This window comes from Enterococcus sp. DIV1314a, assembly GCF_051713805.1.
Classification (GTDB): Bacteria; Bacillota; Bacilli; order Lactobacillales; family Enterococcaceae; genus Enterococcus_I; species Enterococcus_I aquimarinus.
Window position 1 is genome coordinate 615,740 of record NZ_JBIOQP010000001.1, and the last position, 22,394, is coordinate 638,133.

Annotated in this window: 23 protein-coding genes, 1 pseudogene and 3 other annotated features; of the genes and pseudogenes, 10 read left to right on the top strand and 14 right to left on the bottom strand. The window is 39.4% G+C overall.

Going from position 1 to position 22,394, the window contains the following annotated elements:
* Position 1: 1 nt before the first annotated feature.
* Both hisS and IGI68_RS02935 read right to left on the bottom strand, forming a co-directional pair.
* The gene (hisS, locus tag IGI68_RS02930) at positions 2-1,300 is read right to left on the bottom strand and encodes a histidine--tRNA ligase (RefSeq protein ID WP_438730356.1); all 1,299 of its coding nucleotides are present in this window, start codon (positions 1,298-1,300) and stop codon (positions 2-4) included.
* Positions 1,301-1,348: 48 nt separating this feature from the next.
* Positions 1,349-1,572 (bottom strand) — a binding site (T-box leader).
* 382 nt (positions 1,573-1,954) lie between these two features.
* Entirely contained in the window at positions 1,955-2,371 is a 417-nt protein-coding gene (locus IGI68_RS02935; RefSeq protein ID WP_438730359.1) for a cupin domain-containing protein, read from the bottom strand.
* Between the two features lie 404 nt (positions 2,372-2,775).
* On the opposite strand from IGI68_RS02935, the gene IGI68_RS02940 reads away from it, so the two are divergent.
* The 3 genes from IGI68_RS02940 to IGI68_RS02950 are packed head-to-tail and all read left to right on the top strand — an operon-like array spanning position 2,776 to position 4,437.
* Positions 2,776-3,219, top strand: a complete 444-nt coding sequence (locus tag IGI68_RS02940; protein WP_071873901.1) for an acyl-CoA thioesterase — start codon at positions 2,776-2,778, stop codon at positions 3,217-3,219.
* A complete protein-coding gene (aac(6'), locus tag IGI68_RS02945; RefSeq protein ID WP_438730362.1) occupies positions 3,212-3,649 on the top strand; it encodes an aminoglycoside 6'-N-acetyltransferase in 438 nt (145 codons plus the stop codon). The genes IGI68_RS02940 and aac(6') overlap by 8 nt, the downstream gene beginning before the upstream one ends.
* 44 nt (positions 3,650-3,693) lie before the next feature.
* Positions 3,694-4,437, top strand: coding sequence for an alpha/beta fold hydrolase (locus IGI68_RS02950; protein ID WP_438730365.1), 744 nt, complete (start codon positions 3,694-3,696; stop codon positions 4,435-4,437).
* Positions 4,438-4,789: 352 nt separating this feature from the next.
* Here the strand turns inward: IGI68_RS02950 and IGI68_RS02955 are convergent, their stop codons facing one another.
* Together IGI68_RS02955 and IGI68_RS02960 are read right to left on the bottom strand one after the other, a co-directional pair.
* On the bottom strand, positions 4,790-5,434 hold the full coding sequence (locus tag IGI68_RS02955) for a FusB/FusC family EF-G-binding protein (RefSeq protein WP_438730368.1): 645 nt from the start codon (positions 5,432-5,434) through the stop codon (positions 4,790-4,792).
* A 68-nt stretch (positions 5,435-5,502) separates the two neighbouring features.
* A complete protein-coding gene (locus tag IGI68_RS02960) occupies positions 5,503-5,787 on the bottom strand; it encodes a hypothetical protein (RefSeq protein WP_438730371.1) in 285 nt (94 codons plus the stop codon).
* 288 nt (positions 5,788-6,075) lie between these two features.
* Between IGI68_RS02960 and IGI68_RS02965 the strand changes: the two genes are divergently transcribed.
* Positions 6,076-7,254: an MFS transporter gene (locus IGI68_RS02965; RefSeq protein WP_438730374.1), complete on the top strand. Its 1,179-nt coding sequence runs from the start codon at positions 6,076-6,078 to the stop codon at positions 7,252-7,254.
* Between the two features lie 62 nt (positions 7,255-7,316).
* Positions 7,317-8,737, top strand: a protein-coding gene (locus tag IGI68_RS02970; RefSeq protein WP_425429260.1) for an IS3 family transposase whose coding sequence is annotated in 2 segments (ribosomal slippage) — positions 7,317-7,794 and positions 7,794-8,737 — 1,422 coding nt in all. Because the reading frame shifts where the segments join, the coding sequence is not laid out codon by codon here.
* Between the two features lie 105 nt (positions 8,738-8,842).
* Here IGI68_RS02970 and IGI68_RS02975 read toward each other — a convergent pair.
* From IGI68_RS02975 to infC, 7 genes and pseudogenes are all read right to left on the bottom strand, one after another.
* On the bottom strand, positions 8,843-9,313 hold the full coding sequence (locus IGI68_RS02975; RefSeq protein ID WP_071873907.1) for a MepB family protein: 471 nt from the start codon (positions 9,311-9,313) through the stop codon (positions 8,843-8,845).
* Positions 9,314-9,348: 35 nt separating this feature from the next.
* Positions 9,349-9,891, bottom strand: coding sequence for a serine O-acetyltransferase EpsC (gene epsC / locus IGI68_RS02980; protein WP_438730377.1), 543 nt, complete (start codon positions 9,889-9,891; stop codon positions 9,349-9,351).
* 10 nt (positions 9,892-9,901) lie between these two features.
* Positions 9,902-10,816, bottom strand: coding sequence for a cysteine synthase A (cysK, locus tag IGI68_RS02985; protein ID WP_438730380.1), 915 nt, complete (start codon positions 10,814-10,816; stop codon positions 9,902-9,904).
* A 140-nt stretch (positions 10,817-10,956) separates the two neighbouring features.
* Positions 10,957-11,188: a binding site (T-box leader), on the bottom strand.
* Positions 11,189-11,447: 259 nt separating this feature from the next.
* Positions 11,448-12,595: pseudogene (locus IGI68_RS02990) on the bottom strand (VanZ family protein).
* A gap of 127 nt (positions 12,596-12,722) precedes the next feature.
* Positions 12,723-13,082 carry a 50S ribosomal protein L20 gene (rplT, locus tag IGI68_RS02995; protein ID WP_438730383.1) on the bottom strand — a complete coding sequence of 120 codons (360 nt, stop codon included), beginning with the start codon at positions 13,080-13,082 and terminating at the stop codon, positions 12,723-12,725.
* 71 nt (positions 13,083-13,153) lie between these two features.
* Positions 13,154-13,354 carry a 50S ribosomal protein L35 gene (gene rpmI / locus IGI68_RS03000; RefSeq protein WP_071873911.1) on the bottom strand — a complete coding sequence of 67 codons (201 nt, stop codon included), beginning with the start codon at positions 13,352-13,354 and terminating at the stop codon, positions 13,154-13,156.
* A gap of 67 nt (positions 13,355-13,421) precedes the next feature.
* Positions 13,422-13,943: a translation initiation factor IF-3 gene (infC, locus tag IGI68_RS03005; protein ID WP_071873912.1), complete on the bottom strand. Its 522-nt coding sequence runs from the start codon at positions 13,941-13,943 to the stop codon at positions 13,422-13,424.
* A 40-nt stretch (positions 13,944-13,983) separates the two neighbouring features.
* Positions 13,984-14,109 (bottom strand) — a sequence feature (ribosomal protein L20 leader region).
* 139 nt (positions 14,110-14,248) lie between these two features.
* Between infC and IGI68_RS03010 the strand changes: the two genes are divergently transcribed.
* The gene (locus tag IGI68_RS03010; RefSeq protein WP_438730386.1) at positions 14,249-14,668 is read left to right on the top strand and encodes a DUF1801 domain-containing protein; all 420 of its coding nucleotides are present in this window, start codon (positions 14,249-14,251) and stop codon (positions 14,666-14,668) included.
* 26 nt (positions 14,669-14,694) lie between these two features.
* On the opposite strand, the gene nox is transcribed toward IGI68_RS03010, so the two are convergent.
* Together nox and IGI68_RS03020 are read right to left on the bottom strand one after the other, a co-directional pair.
* The gene (gene nox, locus IGI68_RS03015; protein ID WP_071873914.1) at positions 14,695-16,029 is read right to left on the bottom strand and encodes a H2O-forming NADH oxidase; all 1,335 of its coding nucleotides are present in this window, start codon (positions 16,027-16,029) and stop codon (positions 14,695-14,697) included.
* Positions 16,030-16,231: 202 nt separating this feature from the next.
* Positions 16,232-17,182 carry a glycosyltransferase family 2 protein gene (locus tag IGI68_RS03020; protein ID WP_438730391.1) on the bottom strand — a complete coding sequence of 317 codons (951 nt, stop codon included), beginning with the start codon at positions 17,180-17,182 and terminating at the stop codon, positions 16,232-16,234.
* Positions 17,183-17,737: 555 nt separating this feature from the next.
* Between IGI68_RS03020 and mvk the strand changes: the two genes are divergently transcribed.
* Genes mvk through fni form a run of 4 tightly spaced genes read left to right on the top strand, consistent with a single transcriptional unit; the run spans position 17,738 to position 21,780 of the window.
* A complete protein-coding gene (gene mvk / locus IGI68_RS03025) occupies positions 17,738-18,673 on the top strand; it encodes a mevalonate kinase (protein WP_438730394.1) in 936 nt (311 codons plus the stop codon).
* Positions 18,666-19,658 (top strand): diphosphomevalonate decarboxylase, encoded by a 993-nt coding sequence (gene mvaD, locus IGI68_RS03030; protein ID WP_438730397.1) that lies wholly within the window; start codon positions 18,666-18,668, stop codon positions 19,656-19,658. The genes mvk and mvaD overlap by 8 nt, the downstream gene beginning before the upstream one ends.
* The gene (locus IGI68_RS03035) at positions 19,655-20,737 is read left to right on the top strand and encodes a phosphomevalonate kinase (protein ID WP_438730400.1); all 1,083 of its coding nucleotides are present in this window, start codon (positions 19,655-19,657) and stop codon (positions 20,735-20,737) included. Before mvaD ends, IGI68_RS03035 begins: the two co-directional genes overlap by 4 nt.
* Before the next feature lie 2 nt (positions 20,738-20,739).
* The gene (fni, locus tag IGI68_RS03040) at positions 20,740-21,780 is read left to right on the top strand and encodes a type 2 isopentenyl-diphosphate Delta-isomerase (protein WP_071873919.1); all 1,041 of its coding nucleotides are present in this window, start codon (positions 20,740-20,742) and stop codon (positions 21,778-21,780) included.
* A gap of 41 nt (positions 21,781-21,821) precedes the next feature.
* On the opposite strand, the gene IGI68_RS03045 is transcribed toward fni, so the two are convergent.
* Positions 21,822-22,325, bottom strand: a complete 504-nt coding sequence (locus IGI68_RS03045; RefSeq protein ID WP_438730404.1) for a hypothetical protein — start codon at positions 22,323-22,325, stop codon at positions 21,822-21,824.
* Between the last annotated feature and the right edge of the window lie 69 nt (positions 22,326-22,394).

Consider the following 22,394-nt stretch of genomic DNA (forward strand, 5'->3'; position numbering starts at 1 on the left):
CTTATTTATCCTCTTCTTTCGTTAATTCATCATAGACTGCTGAGAAATTCGTATAAATTTCTGTTAATGGAACTTGAATTTCTTTACGAGTTGCCATCGCTTTAACGTTGACCATACCCGCTTCTAATTCACTTTCGCCGATGGTTAAGACCAGCGTTGCGTTTAATTTATCGGCTGTTTTAAATTGCCCTTTGGCTTTTCGATTTAACACGTCACGATCTGCTGAAAATCCCGCGTGACGGATACTTTGAACAAGTTTTAATGCTTCAATATTAACGGCTTCCCCTAGGTTCACAACATAGGCATCCAGCGGATTTCCTGTTGGAATCAAAACGGCTTCTGCTTCTAAGACAAGTAATACTCGCTCAATTCCTAACGCAAAACCAAAACCTGGCGTTTCCGGTCCACCAAGTTCTGCGACTAACTGATTGTAACGACCGCCAGCACAGATGGTGTTTTGTGCACCCATTCCTTTAGCGTCACTCATAATTTCAAAAATCGTATGCGTGTAATAATCCAACCCACGAACCATGTTGTGATCAATCTGATAAGGCACCTCAAGTGCATCCAACATCGCAACCACTTCATCAAAGTGCTTTTTAGCAGGCTCGCTTAAGTAATCTAAAATCGAGGGTGCATTTGCCACCACTGCTTTATCGCCTTTGTCTTTACTATCTAGAACTCGTAAAGGATTTTCATTCAAGCGACGTTGTGAATCTTCGCTTAATTTTTCTTGATGCGGTGTTAAATAATCAATTAATGCTTGACGATAGTTTTGACGCGTTTCCAAATCTCCTAATGAGTTGATCACTAAATGGAATTGCTTCATACCTAGTTGTTCAAAAAAGTCCATCGCCATCATCATTGTTTCAACGTCTGTCGCTGGATTTTCTGATCCAAACGCTTCTACCCCAATTTGATGAAACTGTCTTAAACGGCCTTTTTGCGGACGCTCATAGCGAAACATCGGACCGGTGTAGTAGACTTTATACGGTTTCGTATATTCTGGGCCAAATAATTTATTTTCAACAAATGAACGCACAACTGGAGCCGTACCTTCTGGGCGTAAGGTAATATGACGTTCTCCTTTATCATAAAAGTCATACATTTCTTTTGTTACGATATCACTCGTACCGCCCACACTGCGCGTAATCACTTCAATGTGCTCAAACATTGGCGTACGGATTTCTTGGTACTGATAATCGTTAAATAATAAACGTGCCGTTTCCTCAATAAATTGCCATTTCTCAACTTCTCCTGGCAAAATATCATTTGTCCCTTTTGGTCGTTGATAACTCATCTTTTTTTCCTCCTTCAATAAAAAAACAACAAAAAACGCCCTTGTCTACACAAGGACGTTAACATTTCACGTGGTACCACCTAAATTTGAAAGTTTGTCTTAAACACTAAACCAAACTTTCCTCAAACGATTAACGCTCGTGCACGTAGAGGCTTTTCTTCCTCTCATCTCCAGATTGTCTTTCCCGTATTTTCTCCTTAAATGACTCTCAGCCTCGGTCATTCTCTCTAAAAAGTGAAAAAATTACTTACTCGATCCTTCACAGACTTTTCTTTAATAGTAGTTATACATTACAAGAAATTTCCATGAAAGTCAAGCGCCTGTCTAGCAGTTGTCAAAGTTCCCATTCAAGCTATCGATTCCCTCTCCAGCTAGCGTAGTCAACGAGCAAGACTGTTCGTGATCCGATTGATTCGACAATCTATTGCAGGTAAAATAATTGTTTTTCCGATATTTTTCTTAATCAAACACACCACTCGCTGCCTTCCTCTTCAAAAAGAGGCTGATGACAAAATTTCAAATGCTAACGAGTCTTAACGAATTTGTGATCACAACGCATAAAAGCGATGACAAGGGCCATCGCTTTTACGTGAAATGTTTGTTTGCGTACACGCCATCCAAAAATCGGATGACCACCTTACCTTTACACATTCTCTATTCTTTTTCTAATTCCATTGCTGCTTCTTTTGTCTCTTCATGAGTATCAAAGGGATGATTTGCTGGTGAATAAATCGAATAGAGTTTCATTGGTTCATCGCCAATATTTGTGACATTGTGCCAAGTATTAGCCGGAATAATAATCGCATCATCTGCTTCGACAATTTGACTTACGGTAATGACATCCTTGTCTTTGCCCATTTCTACTTTTCCTCGGCCTGCTTCTAAACGTAAAAACTGATCCACATGAGGATGGATTTCCATCCCAATATCACCACCACCAGCTGGAATACTCATGAGCGTAATTTGAAAATGATCGCCCGTCCAAAGCGTTGTCCGATAATCCTTGTTTTGTAAGGTCGCTTCTTCAATATTGAAAGCGAGTGGTTCTTTCCCATAATCTTTTAGTTCCATAACATTTCCCTCCATTTTGTTCGCATTTAGCAACAGGAGCATTTGTCAGTGATTCTTTCACACACACTCACGATCATATTCCCTTTGATTTTTCAGAGTGTTTCTTACTCAAGATGATACAACGTAAATTTAAATCGATTTTACGTTGAAAGAAAAAAATACAATATCATTCTCCTTGATTTTAACACAATACCGATAAAAAGTAAGCGTTTTTTATTTATCTTTAGTACTTCTAGATTACTAGTCTTATGATTATGAAAAAACGGAATAAGCCATTGTGACGAATGAATGAAAAAAAGATCTCGTCGATTCGCCATTCGATTCTTTTTTCATTCGAAGGATTTTCCCTTGCCTCTCTGACCACAAAAACGTACACTAAAAGAAAACAACAACGGAGTGATTGTATGAATTACACTGGTTATTTACGCCAACCACACTACTATGAAACCGATCAGATGGGAATTATTCATCATTCGAATTATATTCGGTGGTTTGAAGAAGCCCGAGTCGATTGGCTGACTTTTTTAGATGTTCCTTATTATAAAATTGAAGAAGCAGGGATTATTATTCCTGTTTTAGCGGTCACTTGTGACTATAAAGAAATGATTCGTTACGAAGATCAAGTGCGGATTGAGGTCACCATCGATCACTATACGGGGACTCGTCTTGAATTTTCTTATCACATTTACAACCAAACAACCGAAAATTTATTGACGACTGGAACGAGCAAACATTGCTTCTTAGATAAAGAAACCAACCGTTTACTCCAACTCAGAAGAAGCCATCCTGAGATTCATCGCATTTTTAGCGAAACATTTGAACGACAAAAAGAGACAACCAATGATTAGACACGGACAACTGGCTGACGTTTCCTCCCTAGCAACCTTGGCTCAAGAACTTTGGCCTAACCACACCGTCGATGCGTTTAAAAAAGAAATACAAGAAGCGATCACAAAGCCAAACGTCGCGTTCTTCCTAGCTTTTACAGAAAATCAACCGATTGCTTTTCCCCAGTGCCAACTGCGCTATGATTATGTAGAAGGAACGAGTTCCTCGCCTGTTGGTTATTTAGAAGGAATTTACGTGAGAGAACGTTATCGTCAGCAAGGAATTGCAAGTGAATTATTAACGGCTTGTCAAACTTGGGCCAAAAACAACCATTGCACTGAATTTGCGAGTGATTGCGAAATTGAGAATACGAAAAGTTTGAAGTTTCATTTATCCCACGGTTTTATCGAAGCCAATCGACTTATTTGTTTCTCAAAACAACTCACTTAACGAAAGCTTTCCTATTCGTTAGACTACTTTTGGAGGGAATATCCATGAAATTAGCGATCAGAAAACGAAAAATCGGCAACATTCCCATTCTTGAAGTTGTCGACGAAACGATGATTTATGAACCAATGCCTTTAATTATTTACTATCATGGGTGGCAAACAGCCAAAGAACTCGTCTTAACTCAAGGACGAAAACTAGCTCAAAAAGGCTTTCGGGTGGTATTACCCGATGCTGCCAACCATGGGGAACGAAAAACAGAACGCTCTCCCATTCCGTCACTTACTTTTTGGAATAGCATTCAAAGTAACCTCTTTGAATTTTCTTATATTGTTGATTTCTTTGAAAATCTCGGTGTTACAAATGGACAAATTGGAGTTGGTGGGGTGTCGATGGGTGGTATGACGACCTGTGGATTACTCACAAAACATCCCGAAATCACTGCAGCCGCTTGTATTATGGGTTCACCTGCAATGATAAAATATCGTGAACGAATTCAATACCATGCGAGCGCTGCGGGTTTCTTTTTACCAAATGATTATGAGGCCCTTGTTAGTTGGATTAACGACTATGATTTACAATCACAAATCGAGACTTTAGCCGCACGTCCCTTATTATTTTGGCATGGGACCGAAGATGAAAAAATTCCATACGAACATGTTAAAGCCTTCGTTGATCAATTCCCACAAAAAAATATCGAATTGATTTCTGAAACTGAAAGGCACTTGGTCAAAGGCGAGACGATGAATCTCGTTACGGATTTCTTTGAAAAACATTTATCTGTAGAATGAAAAAAGGAAGAAAAAACGAGCCACAACACGAATAACATCTCGTTATTCGATTGTGCCTCGTTTTTTATATTTCATTTCAATCTTTTTTTGGATTTCCCTCTTGCTCTTTGACTTTTACCTCATCAGGTAAAATGATTACCAAATTTCCACTGCTTATTTTTTAATGAAGTCATCATTAAATTTTTCTTTCAGGATGATTGTCTTATCAACCTCTGAATTGTCATCATTTATAGGAATAGGATTATTCGCGATAATACCGTTAGGATTAGACATCTCAATTCCTCTTTTCCATTGATTTTAGCTCCTCTATGTCTATCACGGAAAGAGGATTTTCGCCTTTTCTCTAACAAAACTACTTCTCTTTAACAATTGTCATAAAATCCATAAAATGCTCAAAAGTTTGCATCTTTTGATTACATTCATCACTATTGTAACAAATATAATTGCCTTTTGTTTTATAGTGCCCATCTTTATTCGCTTTCCCTTTTACAGTAAATAAAGCCACACTACTTTCCTCATGACAAATCGTACAAATCCCTTTTTTGATTTCTGTACTTAACTGTCCTTGGATTCCTTGGAGTTTGTTGTTGACGGTATACAAGATGAATTTACTTTGTTGCCCTGGATCATTCCACGCATAAAATGAATAATCAGCTAAGTCTAGCCTCTCCCAGTCGGGAATCGTCAATTTTTTCGTCTTTGGAAAAGCTTTCTTGATCCCTGTATCACTTGGTCGTTTAAAGGGGATCACTCGTTCCTTCATGCGCTGCAAGTAACGATCGAGAATTCGTTGTTCATCATTTATTTCGGTAATGCCCATTAGAAGCGTCATTTCTTCTTCACTAAGTTCAGATAAGGTCGCTTTGACCTTGTCAAAAATTTGTGCTTGAACGGCTTGAATCGTTGATTTTGCATTGACTGTTCGATGCGTTTGAGCTAAGATAGCTGCTTGTTCTTTTAAAAAATTATAATTGTAGGGTTTTAAAAATGGTTCCACTGCCATGGCCTCCTAGATAATCACTTGTCCTTTTATGCAGTATTGAAACAAGTGAATGTTCTGCGATTTTATTTCAATACTGACTCTTTCAAGTCATGTAGGATGCAGTGCATTTTAGTTTGCATCTTCTGATCACCACCTAAAAAAATTATAATTGAAAAGCAAGTAGTGGTCAATTTTGCGAGAGTAGTTATCACAATCCACGAACCCATAGCATTCGTCAATTGTCTTGCCAGTTTGATAAGGTCTTCGGGATCAGCCGTCATATTATAAAAAGAATAGGGATCAGGATATTTCCAATGATTCGCAATTTCGATGGCATAATCATCATTGAGTTGCTCAATTTTCATCATTTTTCTCCTCCTATGTTCTTTTGATCATTCTACCACAACTTTTAATCCCATATTCCTTACGAGTCTCCTTCATCTTTTCTGATACGTTTCTCATTTAGCGTCCCTTAGCTCCGCACGATCTGTTTGAAAAAGAGTGATGGGAATAAGCTTTTTGCGCTTCATTTTTTTATGAGAAATTTCTAATCTAAAAGATAAGCATTTTTACTGATTAATCGCGGAAATTGTACTAGAATACTCTTATTGTGATTTTTTACTGACACTTTAAACAACTATATTTAGGAGAAATAAATGAAAAATAATAAATCTATGATGTACTTAGCCATCAGTAACCTTTTCCTTGTATTCTTAGGCGTTGGACTCGTCGTTCCCGTGCTTCCACAATTAAAAGAAGAAATGAATTTTTCCGGAACCACGATGGGCATGATGATTTCTATTTTTGCCATTGCACAACTGATTGCTTCCCCGATTGCCGGTATCCTTTCAGATAAATTTGGCAGAAAGCGACTCATTGTTTTAGGAATGCTGATTTTTTCCATCTCTGAGTTACTCTTTGGTCTAGCTCAATCGACCAATGCCTTCTTCTTTTCGCGCGCTTTAGGTGGGATTGCGGCGGCATTAGTCATGCCTTCTGTCACGGCCTTCGTCGCAGACATGACGACGATTGATAAACGTCCTCGAGCAATGGGACTTGTTTCAGCAGCAATTAGCGGCGGCTTTATTATCGGCCCCGGTGTGGGAGGCTTTATTGCCCACTTCGGAACACGAGTGCCTTTCTTTGTCGCTTCAGGTTTAGCACTCTTTGGCTTTTTCCTTTCGCTCATCGTCTTAAAAGAGCCGAAAAAACACGAAATCAATCAAATGGATTTCCCAAAGGAGTCTATTTTAGGAATTTTAAAAAATCCCGTGTTCTCTTCGTTATTTATCATTATCCTGGTTTCTTCTTTTGGTTTACAAGCGTTTGAATCGATTTATTCCATCATGGCCACGATAAACTTTGGTTTTACCACAAACGATATCGCCTTAGTGATCACCGTCAGTGGGTCTTTAGCGCTAATTTGCCAAGTCTTTTTGTTCGATTGGATTGTCTCGAAACTTGGCGAGATGCGCTTAATCCAACTTACCTTTTTTGTGAGTGCCACTTTTATTGCGGTCATCGCTTTTACCACGAGTCATCTCGTCGTTGTCTTATCAACGTTCGTGGTCTTCCTATCCTTTGATTTGTTCCGTCCAGCAGTAACAACCTATTTATCCAAAAATGGCGGAAATCAACAAGGCGCAATCAATGGATTGAACTCAACATTTACCAGTTTCGGAAACATCTTAGGTCCGTTGGCAGCAGGTTCACTCTTTGATTTGAATCATTTTTATCCATACTATGTCTCAGCTATGATTTTATTGGGAACAGGGTTTTTATCCCTTTTCTTAACCAATATGACTAGCAAAAAACTCCTTCTAAAAAAGTCCTAAGACTTTTGAAGCGACCCCCAAAAGTTAGACCAAAAATCTAACTTTTGGAGGTCGCTATTTTTATGGCAAAATACAGTTTTGAATTTAAATTGAAAATGGTTCAAAAATATCTTGATGGAGAGGGAGGATACTCTTATCTGGCAAAAAAGTATAGAGTAAAAGGCAAGTCACAGATAAGAAAGTGGGTCAATGCATATGAAGAGTTTGGTAAGGAAGGGCTATCTAGAATGCGTCAAAACAAAAAATATTCTGTTCAATTTAAACTAGATGCGATAGAGTTATATCAAATGAGTGAAATGTCCTATCGTGAGGTGGCTAATACCCTTGGTATTAACAATCCTCCGCTGATTACTTCTTGGGTTCGTAAGTTTCGAGAGGATGGTGTTGAGGGGCTTTCAAAATCGAAAGGACGTCCTTCTAACATGCCGAAGAAAAATAACGAGATAGAAAAGAAAATATCTAAAATAACGCCCAGAGAATCCGAACGTATCAAGGAATTAGAGAAACAAGTACGTTCACTCCAAATCGAGAATGCCTTTTTAAAAGAATTGAGGAAGCTGCGAAAACAGGAAGCTCAACAAAGACGCAAGAATCAATCGCACGTATCATCGACAGCCTCCGAGGATCATTCAAATTAGTTGAGCTTCTTGAAACATTGAACTTTCCTAAGTCAACTTATATGTATTGGCAAAAACGGTTCAATCGTAGAAATCCAGACCAAGAAATTGAAGATGAAATGCTAGAAATCCGGAAAGAGCACAAAGATTATGGTTGCCTCAGAATGAAAAAAGAGCTGCAAAATCGTGGTTTTATTGTTAATAAAAAGAAAGTTCAACGGTTGATAAGAAAATTAGCAATCGAAGTAAAATCCTACACTAGAAAGTCACGCCGATATAATTCTTATCGTGGAAAGGTTGGTACAGTTGCCAAAAATCGTATCCATCGTCGCTTCTATACAAGTATTTGTCACCAAAAAATCACTACTGATACGACAGAATGTAAATATTATGAATTAGATGCCAAAGGCGTTGTTCGACAAAAGAAACTTTATTTAGATCCGTTTTTGGATTTATACAATAGCGAAATTCTATCTTACAGAATTTCGGAGAAACCGAATGCAGTCGCAATAATGGAAGGGCTAGAAGAAGCGATAGAAGTCACTAAAGACTGCCCTTATCGTCGAACATTCCATTCAGATCAAGGATGGGCTTATCAAATGAAGAGTTATCGCAACAAGCTAAACGAACACAAAATCTTTCAAAGTATGTCCCGAAAGGGAAATTGTTTAGATAATTCACCTATGGAAAATTTCTTTAGTCTTTTGAAACAAGAAATTTTTCATGGAGAGATTTATCGTAGTTTTAATGAGCTTAAGGAGGCAATTGATCAATATATTTACTATTACAATAATAAACGTATGAAAAAGAAGTTAAACTGGAAAAGTCCTGTTGAATTTCGAAAATCAGCTCTATGTGTTGCATAGCAATCAGTTTAAAGGTATAAAAAAGGAGTGGATTTCTCCACTCCTAAAAAGTCTAACTTAAAGGGGTCACTACATTTTTTAAAAGGAGTTTTTCTTTTCCTTATGTTACCCAAAATAAAATGGACGGAGTGCTTCTTGCTTGAGCCCTTGAGTGAGCGAAATAAAATAAGGTGATTGCCATTTTTGCGTTTTAAGAGCAGCATCAGACAAATCCTTTTCCCAGTTTGGGTAGACTCGTAAGGCCATTTTCCCCTTTGATTCCTCCGTGCGTAAAACGCTCTGTTTTCGTAACACTTCTTTTGGAAAAAGAAATTGTCCACATTTATCATCGTCAATCACCGTCACAATTACCCTATCCGGTGATTCTTCAAAAGAATATGCTTGATTGTGCTGTTGTGAATCTTTTTCCCAAAATACTACAAAATATCCTTTTTTCTTCGGTGTTTTCTTGGCTAATCGACTGCGAAAAAGATGCTGATCAATTGAAAACAGACACCCTTCATAAGCTTGGTTATGTCGTTCTTCTTGTACCTCTTCAATCTCAAAGTATTCTTTGATTCGTTCAACAGACTTCAAACAACCGCTCCTTTATGTTCGTAACCAGTTCTTTCTTAAATCACATACAAATACGCATTGGTTTTTTCTTTTACAACTCTTGCAGGTACTCCAACGGCTGTCTTATAAGGCGGAATATCGTCTAAGACCACGGCATTCGCCCCGATCTTAGCTCCACGACCAATGGTAATATTGCCTAAAATTTTTGCGCCTGCACCAATAATGACCCCGTCTTCAACAGTTGGATGGCGTTTATTCGTCTGAGAACGGCCAATCCCTCCTAAAGTAACACCATGAAAAAGCGTGACATGATTACCAATAATGGCTGTCTCACCAATTACCACACCCATTCCATGATCAATGAATAGTCCTTCGCCAATGGTTGCGCCAGGGTGAATTTCAATGCCTGTGATTTTACGACCACGATGCGTCAAGAAACGCGCGAAAAAGAATCGCTGCCGTTGGTAATAGTAATGCGCCAATCGATAGTAAAAAAGTGCTTTGACACCCGGAGAAAAAAATAATGCTTCCCACAATGTTTTTGTTGCCGGATCTTTTTTCAATACGAGCTGCGCATCTTTCAAAATCAGCTTAAACATGTTCTCTCTCCTATTCTTCGGCAAATAAAATGGTCGATAAGTAGCGTTCGCCTGTGTCCGGTAAGACTGTGACGACTTTTTTTCCTTTACCAAGTTTTTTCGCAATGACTTTCGCTGCGGCAAAATTCCCGCCAGACGACATGCCTACTAATAGACCGGCTTTCTTACCCAGTTCTCGCGCTGCCGCATAAGCCGTCTCTTCATCCATATCTAGTACCTCATCCACAACATCCTTATCATAAATGCCAGGAATAAAGTTGGCACCAATTCCTTGAATTCCATGTCCTGCAGGGGTACCACCCGTTAAAACAGGTGATTTCGCTGGTTGAACGGCCACATTTAAAACGTTTGAATGATGCGCTTTTAACACTTTTCCTACGCCACTAATGGTTCCTCCCGTTCCAACGCCTGCGACAAAAGCGTCCACTTCACCGGATAAATCATGAAGAATCTCAACAGCTGTCGTTTCTTCATGCGATAAGAGATTCGCTGCATTTTCAAATTGGCGAATTAAAAAATAATCATGCGCCTTGGCTAATTCTTCTGATTTTGCCACTGCACCCGCCATTCCCAGTTTACCTTCTGTTAAAATAAGCTCTGCACCATAGGCTTTGACAATTCTACGACGCTCTTCACTCATCGTATCAGGCATGACAATCACGATTTTGTACCCTAAAGCTGCTCCAATCATGGATAGCGCAATCCCCATATTGCCACTAGTCGCTTCGATCAAGGTGTCGCCTTTTTTGATGAGACCCGCTTTTTCTGCGGCTTGAATCATATAGAGTGCCGGACGATCTTTTGTACTACCTCCAGGATTAAAACTTTCAAGCTTTACATAAATTTCTGCTGATTCTGGGTCTAGATGATTTATTTTCACTAACGGTGTACTTCCAATGGTTTCGATAATATTTTGATATAACATGTTATGCTTCCTCCATTTTCTATAATAACAACGTATCCAAACGGTTGCGACAGACAATCAAATCAGCCGAAGGGGGCCCACCTTTACTGATTTAGGTAATCAAAAAAACCTTTTGCCACCTGTATACGTAAATAAACATATACAGAGGCAAAAGGTCAATTTCGCGGTTCCACTCTGTTTGAGATTGCTCCCAACTTTAGTTCGAGTACTTCCATACTCTAGTTCAATAACGGGAACACCCGTGTTCATCTACTTGATTCGATGGACATACTCCTTGGCGCACTTCTATTACTTCCGTATAGATCTCTTCCACCAGTGAGATCCTCTCTTTGATACATCCGATAATATACTTTACCAATTCAACGTGAAATATTTTTTTGATTGAAGTGATTATACGGGTAGTTCAACTACTTTGTCAAGGATTTCTATTTTCCGATCATTTTTTGTTCATTCATTTAGAATGATTTTTTACGTAGTTATTTTGAAAAAACGACTCAAAACAACCACTCGAGGAGCCATAAAGAGGACTGATAACAATCGTTTTGCGCTAAGAAACAAAAGGTACATTTGGACAATTAGCTCTATTAATTATTAATTGCTCGACTAAAGTTTTTTTCGAAAATGTAAACTGTCAAGATATTTCTACATGCATTCGACTTTCAACGTGAGTATGACTTGCCTTTTCATAAAAGAAAACTTTTTTTCTTAAGATAATGGTTGTTAGTAAACTTAAAAAGAAGACTAAAAAATAGCCAGAAATCAAGAAAAAGAGTAATAGAGCCATTTGTTGAATGTGATGGTTCGAACTGTTTAGCCCCGTTGCGAGTTGCCCCATTCCCCGGCCGAAAATATTTGGGAGTAAATAGAATAGTCCATAGCGAATCCCTAATGCCACAAGCGAAACATTCTTTTTACCGGTTTGTACGATTTGTATTTTTACTGCTCGTTTCCCAAAGGTTTGCCCTTTCATGAAATAGTTTAACATGACCCAATAGCCCACGACTTGGGTGAAATAACCTACGAATGTTTCACTATTTATTTCATAGGGGATAGACACTAAACGAGTGATTACATTCATGGCAAACGTCACTAGCCCGATGATAAGCCAATCGATCAGGAACGCTACTAGACGACGAACCAATGTTACTTCCGCCCCCTTCTCATAAGAAAGCTCATCTAATTCTTCTCTCGTTGGTAAGAAAAGCGTTAATAAGGAAGCACTCCAATAACCAATCATGCCACCTAATGTATTATGGAACAAATCATTTACGTCAAATAAGCGATATGGACGTGGATAGATAAAATACAATCCAGTTAATTGTGTTAATTCAAGGAAAAGAGAACCTAAAAAAGCGGAAATTAGTGTTTTCTTCCAATCGAATTTAAAATAATAGCGTAAATAAATACCTAAGGGAAAAATAGTAAGAGATTAAACGCAGGCTCTAAAAAAACCGACTGCTTCATTGCAGGAATAAACGTACTCGGATTATTCCAGCGAAAAACCGTTTCTGAAAGAAAATCGTTTAGGGAGGTTCCTAAAACCAAATGATATTTTGGTCCTGTCATTTGAGCCACAGATTCTCTCGTTGGTAATGGTAAAATAATTAAAAAGTAAACGCAGAGTAAATAGAAAATAAAGGTATAAATAATGATTCCACGACTCAAAATAAAACGACCATATTGCCGATATTGCTTCACAAAAATGGGTAACGATAGCAATAACGCTAAAAACGGAAACATAAAGACCGCAACTTCAATCGGATCAATATAAGCACTCATCCAAAAAACCTCCCTCATTCATTTATTTTACTATAAACGAAAGAAAATTAAATTTTCTAGTTTTTGAAGCAAAAAAAAACCCACTAGCAATAGTGGGTTAAACGTTGTTCTATCAATGTTTTGAAGCTTATTTAGCTAAAGCATCTTTCGCTTGGTCCGCTAATGCTGTAAATGCTACTGCATCATGTACTGCTAAGTCAGCTAACATTTTGCGGTTGATGTCGATTTCAGCTAATTTCAAACCGTGCATTAATTTTGAATAGCTTAGGCCATTCATACGAGCTGCTGCGTTGATACGAGCAATCCATAATTTACGGAAATCACGTTTCTTTTGACGACGATCGCGGTATGCGTAGTAATAAGAATTCATTACTTGTTCTTTTGCTGTTTTGAATAAAGTATGTTTCGAGCCGTAATAACCTTTTGCTAATTTAAGCACTTTTTTACGACGTTTACGAGTTACTGTTCCACCTTTAACACGTGCCATGTTTAATTCCTCCTAAAATAGATAAATCTTCTCTTGAATTTTTTTAATTGTCTAAAGCTTTATTGGAATGATTATTTCATGTAAGCTAATAGTTGACGGATACGTTTGTAATCGCCTTTTGAAACCATGCCTGCTTTACGCAATTGACGACGTTGTTTTTTTGTTTTACCGTGGAAACGGTGACTCGTGAATGCACGGAATCTTTTTAATCCGCCTGAACCAGTACGTTTAACGCGCTTTGCTAGTCCGCGGTGTGTTTTTTGTTTTGGCATAACTAATTTCCTCCTCAAAATCTTTCGTTAATCTTACTATTTCACTAATTTTTTAGTGAGTCGCTACTTACTTGTCGCCTTTTGGAGCAAGCACTAAGAACATGCTGCGTCCATCCATTTTCGCTTTTTGTTCAACTGTCGCGATATCCGCAGTTTCTTCCGCTAAACGATCTAAGACTTTCTGACCAATTTCTTTATGGGTAATCGCACGTCCTTTGAAACGGATAGAAGCTTTCACTTTATCGCCTTTTTCAAGGAACTTACGTGCATTGCGAAGTTTTGTGTCGAAATCATGAACATCAATCGTTGGACTTAAGCGAACTTCTTTAACGTTGATCACTTTTTGTTTTTTACGGGCATCTCGTTCTCTTTTTTGTAAATCGAAGCGATGCTTACCGTAGTCCATAATACGTGCAACTGGCGGATTGGCGTTAGGGGCAACGAGTACAACATCTAAGTTTGCTTTTTCAGCAAGGCTTAAAGCTTCTGCCTTCGTTTTTACTCCAAGTTGTTCTCCGTCTTGATCAATCAATCGTAACTCGCGGGCACGGATGCCGTCGTTTACCATCATATCTTTTGCTATGGTCATTCACCTCCAAGTTTTTTGCGAGAAAGAAAGCTCTATGGCTTAAAATACAAAAAAACGAGTTCTTTATCAGAACCCGCGCGTACTTCAGCCTAAATTTAGTCTGAAATCCTATTCTGCCCAGCGATATGATCCCTCAGGCGAGAAGCGGGTGCTTCTACTTTCATTTCTCAACTACAATAGTATACCAAATTGAACAAACCGAGTCAAGGTTTATCTGATTATTTTTTACAGTTCTTTTTAATCGATCAAAAACTAGCCTTATGCTAAAATCAAGACACCATCACGAACTTGAACGGAGAATGCTTATGCACGTCCCAGCTCATTCAATTGAAGAATTAATTCAGGCGAGTCCTCATCAAGCTCTATTTGAGACTTTAGATCATTGGATACAACTCACTTTCCCTGCGTTAGACCGCCGACTCATCCAAAGTGGCACCATGACTTTTATTGGCTACGGCGAGTTAGCGACAGCAAAAGAAGGCGATGTGTATAATTCCCTCATCGCCCTTGCCCCACAAAAAAATTATCTTTCCTGCTATATTGCAGGAGAAAAAGCAGGCGAGCCGATTTTGCGCTCTTATCAAGCATATTTTGCAAAATCAACTATTGGAAAAGTCTGTTTACGGTTGAAGAATAGCCATACGATTGATTTTGCCATTTTAGAAGCGATTATCAAAGACAGCATCGCTTGGAATGAATGCCAAAAAACAAACGCCAAATCCTAAAGTGGAATTGGCGTTTGTTTGATTGCTTATTCTGCAGCAGCTGCTGCTTTATTGATGTAGTTGTACGGTTGGTTATAGTGTGGTAAGAAGAACAAGTCTAATAATGCTAACTCATCAATCGTTACTTGTTTGGCAATCGCTAATGAGAACATATGGATAGCCATCCCAATTTCAGAGGTTGTTGAAGACATTTGTGCCCCAACGATACGACGTGTTTTAGCATCGTAAACGATACGTGTTTTAACGTTGTCGTTATCTTTCATAAACGCTGGTTTTTGTGTATCTTCAATATCTGTGTATTTCACATCAAGACCAAAACGTGGTGCAGATTGAACAGAATAACCTGTTGACACCATGTGTAAATCAAAGATTGTGATACCATTTGATCCTTGAACACCTGGTGATTCAATTTTATTTCCACCAATATTTTCACCAGCAACTAAACCAGTACGAACGGCATTACTTGCTAAAGCGATATAAGCTGTGTCTTGTAGCGCATTCGAGTAAACTGTTGCACAATCACCGACAGCATAAACGTCTGCATCGCTTGTTTGTTGATGACGGTCAACTAAGTACGCACCGTTCACAAATTTTTCTAAATGATCTTTTCCAAGTTCACTATTTGGACGGAAGCCAATCGCGTTGATAACGACATCGACTTCGTAAACACCTTTTGCCGTTACGACTGCTTCAACTTTTTCAGTTCCACGGTATTCTTCGACTAATTCACCTAAGTGTAATTCAATTCCGTTATCCGCTAAGTTTTTGTCCATATCGTCTGTAAACCATTTATCGTAGTAGTTTGGTAATGAACGTTCTGCTGCATCAAAGAGCAACACATTTTTGCCACGACGTTTGGCAGCTTCCGCGATTTCCACGCCAATATAACCAGCACCAATTACGGCTACGGTTTTCACTTCATCTTGATCAAGTAAATGATCAATTTGTTGGCCTTCATAGAATTTTTTCATGAATTGAATATTTTTTAAATCATGTCCAGGGACTTTCGGTGCAATTGGTAATGAACCCGTTGCTAAGACTAACTTATCGTAACTTTCATCCCACTCTGTACCATCGGCTGACACACAATGAACCGTTTTATTGGCATAGTCGACATCCGTTACGTCGGTAGACATATGAATCGTTGCGCCTTTTGCTTTAAATTCTTCGCTATCTGTATAAAATAATCCATCAAACTCTTCGATTTGACGTCCTACCCATAGAGCCGTCCCACAACTTAAGTAGCTGATATGATCTGTTTTTTCAATTAAAACCACTTCTTGATTCTCAAATTTATCTAATAGTGTGTTCGCTGCCGCAATTCCTGCATGGTTTGAACCGATGATTACTGTTTTTGTCATCATAATTTCCTCCTCTTACATTTACAAACGTAGTATACCTAGCATGTGAATTTAAAAACTATCAATTATTTTTGCACATGATAAAAAATTGAGAATTAGACAAGAAATTCAGATACAGCAAGCTTTTCACACGATAAATTATCAAAAATAAATTTGATTGTGAAAAACAACTCATTAAGATTTCGTTAAAAAAGAGTGCTTCTTACTTGTTTTCAGCTGTTTTTGAAAGCAATGGGCTGGCTTCTTTAATGAGATAGATTGGACGCTTTTTCGTTTCTAAAAAGATTTTACCAATGTACTTACCGATGATTCCCAGACATAACAATTGCAAACCGCCTACAAACAACATAATGGAAACGAGTGATGGCCACCCACTTGTGGGATCACCGTACAGTAACGCACGAATCACAATAAAAACCAACGCGATCCCAGCACCAATACAAGATAACGCACCGACAAGAGAAGCGAGCATTAAGGGCGCTTCTGAAAAATTCACGACACCATCAATAGAATAACGTAACAAGCTCAAAAACGACCACGACGTCTCACCGGCAACACGTTCACGGTTTTCATAAGATAAATACTCGGTCTCAAAACCTACCCAACTAAAAATTCCTTTTGAAAAACGATTGTATTCGGTAATTTCCAAAATAGCGTCGACCATTTGGCGGGTCATTAAACGAAAATCACGTGCACCGTCAACCATCTTAGTATCACTAAACTGATTAATCAAGCGGTAAAACAAGCGCGAAAACGCACTTCGGATGATCGGCTCTCCTTTACGGTTCTCGCGTCTCGTCCCAACGCAATCGATTTTTTTCGTCTCAATGAGCGCCAGCATTTCAGGTAATAATTCCGGTGGATCTTGTAGATCGGCATCCATTACCGTCACGAAATCCCCTTTGGCATGTTGTAATCCTGCGTATAACGCAGCTTCTTTGCCGAAATTCCGAGAAAAAGAAAGGTAATGAATCTCGGTAGGACGCGCCTGGTGATATTTTTTTAAGAGGTCTAATGTTCCATCCTTCGAACCATCATTGACAAAAATATATTCAATTTTTTGTGGATGTTGAAACATCACCCGATCGACCGCTTCAATAAATAAAGCAATCATTGCCTCTTCATTGTAGCAAGGGACGACGATTGATAACATAAACGATTCCCTCATTTCTCATGATTTTCCTGTATAGTTAGTATAACGTTTTTAGTGAGAATATTCACCTTTTTTCCTACGCTACCAAAAGACGCAGGATGAACTTTAACAAAATGATAAGAACCTGAATCCCTTATCTGACTAAGCCATGACAACAGACCATCCTAGGTTCCTATTTTGCGTCCATTCGATTAGGACGCTTGAAATCGAATTTCTGATCTAGTTCCTAACCTCATCATAGAGCCTTTCTTTCAAACAGCACCTTTTTGTCGATGAATGACTCATTCAAAAAGAATTATACCGAAGATCAAAATAGCGACTTCCTTCGTTTATTTGTCGTGATCCTTTCATCATATATCTCTTTTGATTCTTTGTTTCTTTTGATTTTTTGAAGCATTCAGCTAAAACGACCTTTTTTTCGGTTGATTTGTGATAATTATGTTAATTTTTGTTAGCATTCTACTTAAAAACAAGGACTAGGGCTTAACGAATACAAGATTTTCTAGTAATATGGATAGGTATATTATAAACAAGTGATTTAGGAAGAGGACGAACATGAAAAAACAAGGGGTCGGTCATGCGACTGGGAAAATAATATTAATGGGTGAACACGCAGTCGTTTACGGAGAGCCTGCCATTGCGTTTCCTTTTAAAGGAACAGGCGTGACATGCACTTTTGCCCCCGCAACGACTTCTTCGCTGACTTCTAGCCATTATGAAGGAAAATTGAGTGATGCGCCTTCCGAATTACGACTTATCCAACAATTGACGCAAACGCTGCAACAAGATTTTGGGCAAAAGAATTTTCATTTAACCATCGAAAGCACGATTCCTTCCGCGAGAGGCATGGGCTCAAGTGCCGCTGTGGCGGTTGCTGTCACCCGAGCATTCTTTGATTGGATAGACGAAGTATTGCCTAAAGAACGCTTACTCCATTATGTGAATTATGCCGAAAATATTGCCCATGGAAATCCAAGTGGGATCGATGCTGCGACGACGAGTGGCGACCAACCGATATATTTTGAAAAAGGAAAGGCCTTTAACTCTTTTCCTTTAAATATTGATGCCTACCTCATTGTGGCAGATACCGGAATTAAAGGCCGAACACGAGAAGCTGTCGACGCCGTTAAGGAGCTCTGCCGAACGCAACCACAAAAAAACAACGAGTTAATCAGGCACTTAGGCACACTGACGAGACAAGCAAAAGAGGCGATTACAACCAACCAACCTCACTTATTAGGGCGTGTGATGACCGCCGCTCACTATGATTTGTCTGAGTTAACCGTCAGCAATCAATCGCTTGATGCGTTTGTCGAACTTGCTTGTCGACATGGTGCTTTAGGCGCAAAACTAACAGGTGGTGGCCGTGGCGGTTGTTTTCTTGTGCTATGCCAAGATGCTGCCGCTGCCGCATTGATTCAGTCAAAACTAAAAAATGCTGGGGTTCGAGAGACCTGGATGCAAGGATTAGGAGTTTACGAACATGTATAAAGGAAAAGCACGCGCTTATACGAATATTGCGTTGATCAAATATTGGGGAAAGGAAAATAAAGAACTTATCATCCCCATGAATAATAGTCTTTCATTAACACTCGATGCTTTTTATACCGAAACAATGGTGACTTTTTCAAAAGACTATTTAGCCGATTCTTTTTATCTTGACGGCCAACAACAAGATGAAAAAGCGACAAAAAAAGTGAGTCGCTTTTTAGACTTAGTGCGGCAAAAAGCCAACTGTTCGCTCTTTGCTACCGTAGAAAGTCATAATTTCGTTCCTACAGCAGCCGGTCTGGCTTCTTCTGCGAGCGGTTTAGCTGCACTCGCAGGAGCGTGTAACGAAGCCTTAACACTTGATTTATCTCCTTCTGCCCTTTCACGTCTCGCTCGTCGAGGATCAGGATCAGCTTGTCGCAGTATTTTTGGTGGCTTTGTCGAGTGGGAAAAAGGCTCTGACGATGCCTCTTCACAAGCTGTGCCAATTCTTTCGGATCATTGGGAAGAAGAACTTGCGATGATATTTATCTTAATTGACGATCAACAAAAAGAGGTTTCCAGTCGTGACGGCATGGAACGTACCGTTGAAACTTCCGCTTTTTATGACGGATGGTTGTCTAGCGTGAATGACGATTTGAAAGAGGCAAAAGCCGCCATTGCCGACAAAAATTTCCAGGCATTAGGTGCCGTAGCAGAAGCCAATGCCTTAAAAATGCATGGCACGACGTTAGCTGCTAACCCACCTTTTACTTACTGGTCGCCCGATAGCTTAAAAGCGATGAATCTCGTGCGTCATATCCGCCAAACAGGTGTGCCGTGTTATTTCACCATGGATGCAGGTCCTAACGTGAAAGTCCTCTGCCAAAAAAGCGAGGTCCCAGCAATCATGGCTACTTTAGAAACACAATTTTCCAAAGACCGCTTGACGTGTGCTTATAGTGGTCCTGGACTGACGATTTTAGAAACGGAAGTGAACAAATGATTGAGGTTAGTGCACCAGGTAAATTGTATATTGCAGGCGAATATGCTGTCGTCGAACCTGGACATCCTGCTATTATCGTGGCCGTTGATCAATTTATTACCGTTACGATTGAAGCAGCAGTGAAAAATGGAAGTATTCAATCCCAACAATATAGCGATTTACCCATTCGATGGACACGCAAAAAAGGCGTGCTTGTCTTGGATCATCGTGAAAATCCTTTTCATTATATTTTAGAAGCGATTCGTCTAACGGAACAATATGCCAAAGAACGAGGACAACTCCTTTCTTTTTACCATTTAAAAGTGAAAAGCGAACTCGATAACTCGAATGGTCGCAAATATGGCTTAGGTTCAAGTGGTGCCGTGACGGTCGCTACAGTTAAAGCATTAAATGTCTTTTATGATTTAGAAATGGATACCTTGACGCAATTCAAAATTGCGGCGCTCGCCCATTTAGCCGTTCAAGGAAATGGCTCTTGTGGCGATATTGCAGCGAGTTGTTATGGCGGTTGGATTGCCTTTTCAACGTTTGGTAGCCAATGGGTGAAGGAAAAACAAGCACAATGGTCGCTTTCGACTTTATTAGAAACCGATTGGCCGATGCTCTCCATCCAACCATTAGAAGTACCCAAAAATTTACGGCTCGTGATTGGTTGGACCGGGAGTCCGGCATCCACTTCTGACTTAGTCGATCAAGTGCACCAATCAAAAGAAGTCGCTGAAAGTGCCTATCAAACCTTTTTAAAGGATAGTCGCGAGTGTGTAGAGGAAATGATTGCCGGTTTTACCAATAAAAATATTCCAGTCATTAAACAAATGATTACCAAAAATCGCGCCTTGTTAAACACCCTTTCAAGCATTACGGGCGTCACAATTGAAACGCCTGCACTAAAAGAGTTATGCGACCTTGCCGAGACCTGTGGCGGCGCTGCGAAGTCTTCTGGCGCAGGTGGCGGGGATTGTGGCATTGTGATTGCCGATAAGAAAACAGGCATTTTACCTTTAATGACACTTTGGGAGAAAGCTGAAATCACACCGTTACCGCTCCATATTTATCACTACCAAGGAGGTCAAAAATAATCATGGATCGTAAAGATGAACATGTTTCTCTTGCTAAAGGATTTCATAAAATTAAAGAAAATTCGTTTGATCACGTACGTGTTATTCACGATTCGTTACCTCAAAGTGCCTATCACCAAACGTCGATTGCAACTGAACTCTTTGGTCAACGGTTAACTTCGCCATTTTTCATCAATGCTATGACTGGCGGAAGTGAAAAAACGGCAGGAATCAACCAAAAACTTGCTATTTTAGCTCGAGAAACCAAGTTGATGCTTGCAACAGGATCGATTTCAGCCGCATTAAGAGATCCAAGCGTGGCCCATTCTTATCAAATCGTGCGCGAGGTTTTTCCAGAGGGCATTTTATTAGCGAATATCGGTGCGGGGAGTACCTTAGAAGATGCTAAACGCGGCGTCGACTTATTCAACGCTAATGCGCTACAAATCCATCTAAATGCCCCACAAGAGCTTGTCATGCCTGAAGGAGACCGCGACTTTACCCAGTGGTTACGCTTAATCGAAGAAATCACAACCAATCTTGATGTCCCTGTGATTGTCAAAGAAGTTGGCTTTGGTATGTCACGCCAAACAATGCAACGACTACTTGACGTCGGTGTAAAAACGATTGACGTTGCGGGTTCAGGCGGCACAAGCTTCACCCAAATCGAAAATGCGCGTCGCAGAAAACGTGAATTTTCTTATTTAAGTGACTTTGGCATCACAACGGTCGCCTCTTTACTCGAAGCGAACGAAATTCCAATGAATTTTGAATTGATTGCCTCTGGTGGGATTCGTCATACTTATGATATTTTTAAAGCGTTGTGCTTAGGCGCAAACGCCGTCGGAATTTCAGCGAGTATTTTAAATCATCTTCTCGTGAATGAACTCGAAGATACCATCGCATTAGTTCAACAATGGCAACAAGAACTCATTTCCTTGTATACACTTGTCGGCGCAAAAACGACCGCCGATTTAAAACAAGTTCCGTTACTACTCTCAGGAGAAAACAAAACCTGGTGTGAAGCAAGAGGCATCGACTTTACAAAATATAGTCAAAGATAAAAACGAAAAAGGTGTGACGAAAGTCACACCTTTTTCTTATCTTATTGTGTTTTACCAAATAATCGCTTTAAAAAGCTCGGTTTTGTGTCTTGCGATTGAGGCGCCACCGTCTTTGATAATTGATAGCCTTTATCTTTAAACACTCGCTGAAACGTTAAATTATCTTGGAGATTTAACGTGTTTAATTCTACAACGCCTTGCAGACTGCCTTTCAAACGACGAATTTCTCCTTCACTCAACCCAAAAAAGGCTTCGGGCGTATGATTGTCTTCCAATGTTTCCAAAGTATCAATCAATTCTCTTAACCACTTATTTTGCTTTGATAAAACCGCAGAAATCTCTTCCACTTCTAGGGTCGGAATCTCTGTTGGTTCCATCAAATCCGTGACTACGCGTAAACTATCCGCATAATCCCTTAAATCAAAAATAAACGTTTGCAGTGATTCTTCTTTCATGACCTCACCTTGATTTACGAGGCGATCTTGTAACTGAAGTAAACTATTTTGTGAATTGACTAATGCTTGTACGGTTTCCGTTATGGCCATTCATAATCCATCCTTTATCAATTACTCTTTCTTTCTAGTCTACCTGACTCAAGCTGTGAGTCAAGATAA